General features: G+C 72.1%; 5 protein-coding genes and 1 pseudogene. 3 read left to right on the forward strand and 3 right to left on the reverse strand.

Annotated elements, in window-relative coordinates; genetic code table 11:
* Positions 1–57: 57 nt before the first annotated feature.
* Positions 58–1,188, reverse strand: a complete 1,131-nt coding sequence (locus QCZ28_RS31550; RefSeq protein ID WP_279520017.1) for an N-acetylmuramoyl-L-alanine amidase — start codon at positions 1,186–1,188, stop codon at positions 58–60.
* A gap of 184 nt (positions 1,189–1,372) precedes the next feature.
* On the opposite strand from QCZ28_RS31550, the gene QCZ28_RS31555 reads away from it, so the two are divergent.
* From QCZ28_RS31555 to QCZ28_RS31565, 3 genes and pseudogenes are all read left to right on the forward strand, one after another.
* A complete protein-coding gene (locus QCZ28_RS31555) occupies positions 1,373–1,843 on the forward strand; it encodes a DIP1984 family protein (RefSeq protein WP_130400706.1) in 471 nt (156 codons plus the stop codon).
* 355 nt (positions 1,844–2,198) lie between these two features.
* A pseudogene (locus QCZ28_RS31560) lies at positions 2,199–2,921 on the forward strand (hypothetical protein); the annotation flags it as partial.
* A gap of 495 nt (positions 2,922–3,416) precedes the next feature.
* Positions 3,417–4,790 carry an MFS transporter gene (locus QCZ28_RS31565; RefSeq protein WP_279520018.1) on the forward strand — a complete coding sequence of 458 codons (1,374 nt, stop codon included), beginning with the start codon at positions 3,417–3,419 and terminating at the stop codon, positions 4,788–4,790.
* A 46-nt stretch (positions 4,791–4,836) separates the two neighbouring features.
* Here the strand turns inward: QCZ28_RS31565 and QCZ28_RS31570 are convergent, their stop codons facing one another.
* Both QCZ28_RS31570 and QCZ28_RS31575 read right to left on the reverse strand, forming a co-directional pair.
* Positions 4,837–5,223, reverse strand: coding sequence for a VOC family protein (locus QCZ28_RS31570; RefSeq protein ID WP_279520019.1), 387 nt, complete (start codon positions 5,221–5,223; stop codon positions 4,837–4,839).
* A 155-nt stretch (positions 5,224–5,378) separates the two neighbouring features.
* The gene (locus tag QCZ28_RS31575; protein ID WP_279520020.1) at positions 5,379–5,795 is read right to left on the reverse strand and encodes a YchJ family metal-binding protein; all 417 of its coding nucleotides are present in this window, start codon (positions 5,793–5,795) and stop codon (positions 5,379–5,381) included.
* Positions 5,796–6,000 lie beyond the last annotated feature (205 nt).

Here is a 6,000-nt window from a genome sequence, read left to right on the forward strand (position 1 = left end):
CAAACCGGTGAGCTGGCTGGTGGCGGTGCGGGTGGGCCCCACACCGCCACCCCGTGCTCAGCGGTGCCGGAACGACTCGCGGACCGACCCGCCGACGACAGCGCACCACGTGCTCGTGCTGAGCTTGCCGTTGCGCGGCAGCCCGTGCAGTGCCTGAAGGTCCTGCACCGCGCTCCGGGTGGCGTGGTCGTACGCCCCGGTCACGGTGACCGCGTACCCCTTGGTGGCGAGGATCTCCTGCACGGCGGTGACCGGCGCTCCGCTGGCGTGCTGGTCCAACTCCGGAACCAGGGTTTCCCAGGTCGGGACGGTGAGGGTGGCGTCCACGTCCACCGCGATGCCGTTGCGGGCCTGCCAGTCCTGCACGGCCGCGACGGTCGCGGCGTCGAACGTGCCGCTGACGGTCACCGGGTAGCCCCGGAAGGCGAGCAGGTGCTGCACCACCCGGACCGAGGGCGAGTTGACGAAGCGCCACAGGTCCGGCCAGCGGCGCGCCGGCACGTCACCGAGCTTGGTACCGAGGGCGGCGTGCACCCGCCGCCGCAGCTCGGGGAACTGCCGGTAGAAGGCGGCGCCCGGGCACTCGGTGGTGCGGAAGTCCCAGTGGCCGAAGATGTCGTGCGCGTGCAGCCCGTACTGCCGGCAGATCGCGACGCAGAGCTTGACCAGGGAGTCGGTCAACGCCTTCGGCGGGGTCTCGGTGACGTAGGTGCCCTCGTTCTCGATGCCGATCGCCCGGCCGTTCTCACCCGGGCAGTGCGCCGAGATCATCTGCCGGTCGCCGGCTTCGAGCCGTTCCAGGCTGCCCCGGCGGCCCTCCAGCACGTAGCCGCCGCGGCTCACCGTGAAGTGCTGGCCGGTGTCCGACCAGCCGTTGCCGTCGATGTGCAGGTCCTGGCAGTCGTGGGCGAGTTTCACCGCCTGCTCGCGGGAGTAGTCGGTGACGTTCGGGAACGCCATGTGGTGCACGATGATCTTGTTGGTGGCGATGGCGCTCACCGACAGTGGATCCTTCGGCGGGCGGGCGGCCCACTCGTCGCAGCTGATGATCCAGTCCAGGTCGGCGCCCGGCGCGGCCTGCGCGGCGCCCGGGAAGGCGAGTTCGCTCCCGACGACGGCGACCGTGGCGGCGCCGAGACCGGCCCGCAGCAGCGTCCGGCGATCCACTTCGGAATGGTCGACGTGCATGGCATCTCCTCCTGCGGCCGACGGCGGGGATGAAAAGTAGCTCCAGTGGCCGCACGCACTCCGGAGAATATTGCCAAGACTCGCCCGCGCGCTAGAGGGCGTCCGAGCCCGACGGGCGACCGGAAAACCGGTCGGCCAAAAGATCAACCTTCCGCTAACCTGGCCACTGACCCGGGGGTGGAAGATGAAACTTGGTGAGGCGCTGGCAGAACGCGCCGAGGCGGCACGACGGGTCGAGCAGCTACGGACCCGGATCAACGGCAGCGCCCGGTACCAGGAGGGCGAGCTGCCGCCGGAGGACGCCGCGGTGCTCCTGACCGAACTGGACCAGATCCTCGACCACCTGGAGTCACTGATCCGGCGCATCAACCGGACCAACGCCGCGGTGCCGGTCGACGACCTCGGCACACTCACCGACGCGTTGGCCCGGCGGGACATCCTGCGACTGCGGCACGCCGCCATCACGGCGGCCGCCGACGCAGCCGCCGGCAGCGGACGCGGCCACGTGACCCGGCAGCTCCGCTCCGAGCTGAAGATGCTCGCCGGCTTGCCGGTCGCCGAGCTTCGGGAGCGTGCCGACCGACTCGCCGGGGAGCTCCGGCAACTCGAGGTGCAGATTCAGCGCACCAACTGGGAGGCTGACCTGCTGGACTGACCAACTCCAGCAGCGATGTGGAGCAGGTAGCCGTCGTGGGGGCGTGTACACACAGGGCCGGGCTGTAACCCCGGCACCCTTCTTGGCGCGCGGTGGGCAGCGCGGGGTTCGACTCCCCAGGCACGACGCAGCCCAGCACCGAGGACAGGTAACACCGCAGCACGTACACCACATCACCACGTACAGGTCCATGACGGCGAGGGCGGGTTCGGGGCACTCCACATCCGCGATCGCGTGCTGGTCGCTCACCAGCACCCGCTGGCGCGGGTGACAGTGCCTGCTCGGCGTTTCCGCGCGTCGGGTCGGGGGTAGGTCCGGGGCTGACCGTTCCGGCTGCCCCTTAAGGAATGACCAGATGAGTGACAACGTCAGCGACGCGGTGGGCGACGCTCTCCGCTCGGTGATGCTCTTCCTGCCCAAGGCCGTCGCCTTCCTGGCGATCCTGGTGGCCGGATGGCTGATCGCCAAGGCCGTACTGAAGATCGTGGAGAAGGTCCTCGAACGGGTCGGCTTCGACCGCGCCGTCGAACGCGGCGGCATCCGCCGCGCGTTGAGCCGCTCCCGGTACGACGCCAGCGACATCGTCGCGAAGCTCGCCTACTACGCGGTGCTGCTGTTCACCCTCCAGCTCGCCTTCGGCATCTGGGGGCCGAACCCGATCTCCGACCTGCTCGGCGCGGTGATCTCGTGGCTGCCCCGGGCCTTCGTCGCGATCGTCATCGTCGTGGTCGCCGCCGCCATCGCCAACGCGGTCAAGGACATCATCAGCGGCGCGCTCGGCGGCCTGTCGTACGGCAGGGTGCTGGCCACCATCGCCTCGGTGTTCATCCTCGGCCTCGGCGTCATCGCCGCGCTGAACCAGATCGGGGTGGCCACCGCGGTCACCACCCCCGTGCTGATCGCCGTGCTGGCCACGATCGGCGGCATCCTCGTCGTGGGTGTCGGCGGCGGTCTGATCCGTCCGATGCAGAGTCGGTGGGAGTCCTGGCTGACCCGCGCAGAGCGGGAGTCGCGGCTGATCGCCGAGCACGCCCAGGCGTACCGGGCCGGTCGCCGTGACGCCGAGGCCGAACTGGCCCGCGCGTCGGCCCCCACCAGTGACCCGGAGGCCACCCAGGTGGTGACCCGGCCCGCCGACACCGACGCCACCCAGGTCGTGCGCTTCCCGGTCAGCTCTGGAACCGACGACACCACCCAGGTGGTCAGCCGCTCAGCCGACCCCGACGTCACGCAGGTGGTGGGCGCCGGTGCCGACCCCGACGCGACCCAGGTGGTCACCGGCGACACCGACCGCGCGGTGCCCGGTCAGCGCACCAGCGACGACAGCGAGACCACCACTGTCATTCCGCCGGTCGACCGGCGCTGACATCCGGCGTCACGGCGGGGCGGGATCGACCTGATCCCGCCCCGCCTCGCGTTCTCCGGCACGCCGAAAGCGCTGGCCGCCGCCGCGCCGGTTGTCTAGCATCGCGGCATGACCTGGCGACATTGATCCACCGGCGTAGGCCGATCCCGTGGGCCGCCACGGGCACCGCACCTGCGGTGTCCGTCTCCACTCCCACGGGAAGGTCCCATGATCTCCATCGTCTCGCGCTCGCCCGACCCGGCGGTCCGCCGGCTGACGGCGACCCTCTACGGGTACGCGTTCCTCAGCGACCTTGTCCTGCTCTACCCGCTGTACGTGGTGTTCTTCGCCGACACCGGGCTGTCGGTGGGGCAGATCGCGTCGCTGTTCGTCATCTGGTCGGCCGCCGGCATCGTGTTCGAGGTGCCCTCCGGCGCATGGGCCGACGTGCTGTCCCGCCGGCTGTTGCTGTGCCTCGCCCCGCTGGTGGCCGCCGCCGGTTTCGCGCTCTGGGTGCTGCTGCCGTCGTACCCGGCGTTCGCTGGTGGTTTCCTGCTCTGGGGCGCCGCCGGCGCGCTGGTGTCCGGTGCCCTGGAGGCGTTGGTCTGGACCGAGCTGGACCGGCTCGGCGCGGTCGGCCGGTACGCCCGGGTGCTCGGGCGGGCACGGACGGCGGGTGTGCTGGGCGTGGTGCTCTCCGGAGTGCTCGCCGGCCCGGTGCTCGCCGTCGGCGGGTACCCGGCGGTCGGCGCGGCCAGCGTGGCCGCCTGCCTGCTCGCCGCGATCGCCGCCACCCGCTTTCCGGAGCACCGCGCGCCGTCCGCCGGGCGCGTCACGGCCGCCGAGCCGGTGCCGGCCGCCGGGCCGGTGGATGCCGCTCCACCCCGACCGGACCAGCCGGACAGTTCCCCACCCGCGAACCCGGACCAGCCGGACACCGTCCCGCCGACAGGCCCGGACGACGATGCCGACCCGGGATGGTGGGACACGCTGCGGGCCGGGGTGGCGCAGGTCCGCACCCGCGCGCCGGTGCGGTCGGCAGTGCTGCTGGTGGCCGTGGTCGCCGCCGACTGGGGTGCCCTGGACGAGTACACCCCGCTGCTCGCCCTGGACACCGGTGTCGGGGCGCAGGCCGTCCCACTGCTGCTCCTGCTGCTCTGGGCCGGGGTGACCGTCGGCGGGCTGCTCGCCCCGGCGGGGGAGCGGCTGGGCAGCCGGGGGTACGCCGCGCTGCTGGGGCTGGTCGGCGTCGCGCTGGCCGGAGGTGCCCTGCTTCGGCACCCGGCGGGGTTCGTGCTGCTCGCGGTGGCCTTCGGCGCGGCGCAGCTGGCCACCGTGCTGGCCGACGCCCGGTTGCAGGCCCGGATCACCGGCACCAGTCGCGCCACCGTCACATCCCTGGCCGGGATGGCCACCGACGTGCTGATCATCGTGACGTACGCCGGCTACGGCCTGCTCGCCACGGTGGCCGGCAACGCGGTGGCGTTCGCGCTGACCGCCGGGGCGTACCTCGTGGTGGCGCTGGTGCTGCTGACCCGCCGCCGGCGCCGGGCGGTGGTGCCCACCGGTGTGGTCGCGGCGGTGACGCCTGGCCGGCACTGACCGGGGCCCGGCGGCGGCCCGAGGAGGCCGCCGCCGGGCCGAGTGGTCAGCCGTCCAGGTGCAGGAACGACCACTGGTGGCCGTCGAGGTCGCGGAAGCCACGCATGTACATCGGCCCGTTGGCCATCCCCGGCCCGAGCGACTCACCACCGGCGACCGCCGCCTGGTCGACCAGCTCGTCGACCTGCCCCCGGCTCTGTGCCGACAGCCCGACGATGACCTCCCGGCTGGTCGCCGTGTCCGGGGTGGCGACACCGGTGAACCTCTCGAAACCCGAGCGGAGGTGCAGCACCAGCCGGGTGGTGTCGGAGATGGTGAGCACCATGCTGTCGCCGTCCGGCTCGCCCTGGTCGCTGGTGAAGCCGATCGCTCGGTAGAACTCGGCGGCGGTGGTCAGGTCGCGCACCGGCAGGTTGATGAACGTCATGGTCATCGGTGGCCTCCGTCCGTTTCGAGCAGTGCCTTCAGTGCGGCGAGCCGTTCCCGCCAGTACGCCTTCAGCTCCGCGGCCTGCTCAGCCCCGGTCAGCTTCTCCCGCGCGCAGTCGCGCCGGCCCTCGACGCGCCGGCAGCGTCGAAGCCGGCGACGTCAGGGCTGGTCACCGTCGAGGTAGACCCACCGGCCGTCCTCGCGGACGAACCGGCTGTGTTCGGTCACCGTGCCGGGCCGGCCCCCGTGCCGGTAGTGGGCGTGGAAGCTCACCGTGCCGGCGGCGTCGAGCAGGCCGCCCCGCTCGGTCCGCACGATCTCCAGTCGGGTCCACCGTTGCCCCGGGTCGAGCTCCAGGGCGGCCGGCCGGGTCGACGAGTGCCAGCTACGCAGCAGGTAACCGGAGTCGCCGAGGGCGAAGGCGCTGAACCGGGAGCGCATCAGGGCCTCGGCCGTCGCCGGGGCGTCGCCAGCGTGCGCCGGGGCGCAGCAGTCCGCGTACGCCCGGCCGGAGCCGCACGGGCACACCCGTCCCGTCGTCGCGTTCGCCCGCCGGCGTCCCCCACCCTTGCCCACGTGGCTATCCTTCCGCACCCGTTCTAGTCCCAACGCCGTTCAGTTAAGCGGCGGGTGTGGGTGTCAAGGCGTGTCTGAGACGGAAAGCAGCGGAGCTCCGGTATAGAGGGTGGTCACTCTAAGACGCCCTCGAACCTGGAGCTCCGCTGGCTGATCAGATTGCCATAACTCGGACGGTGTCGGTAGCTGCGGGGGTGTTCGCTGC

Source organism: Micromonospora sp. DH14, assembly GCF_029809455.1.
In the GTDB taxonomy this organism is placed as follows: domain Bacteria; phylum Actinomycetota; class Actinomycetes; order Mycobacteriales; family Micromonosporaceae; genus Micromonospora; species Micromonospora parva.

Bases quoted from the DNA above. Each gene is read 5' to 3' on its own strand.
- QCZ28_RS31570 (WP_279520019.1), bottom strand. From the start codon at position 5,223: ATGACCATGACGTTCATCAACCTGCCGGTGCGCGACCTGACCACCGCC.
- QCZ28_RS31555 (WP_130400706.1), top strand. From the start codon at position 1,373: ATGAAACTTGGTGAGGCGCTGGCAGAACGCGCCGAGGCGGCACGACGG.
- QCZ28_RS31550 (WP_279520017.1), bottom strand. From the start codon at position 1,188: ATGCACGTCGACCATTCCGAAGTGGATCGCCGGACGCTGCTGCGGGCC.
- QCZ28_RS31565 (WP_279520018.1), top strand. From the start codon at position 3,417: ATGATCTCCATCGTCTCGCGCTCGCCCGACCCGGCGGTCCGCCGGCTG.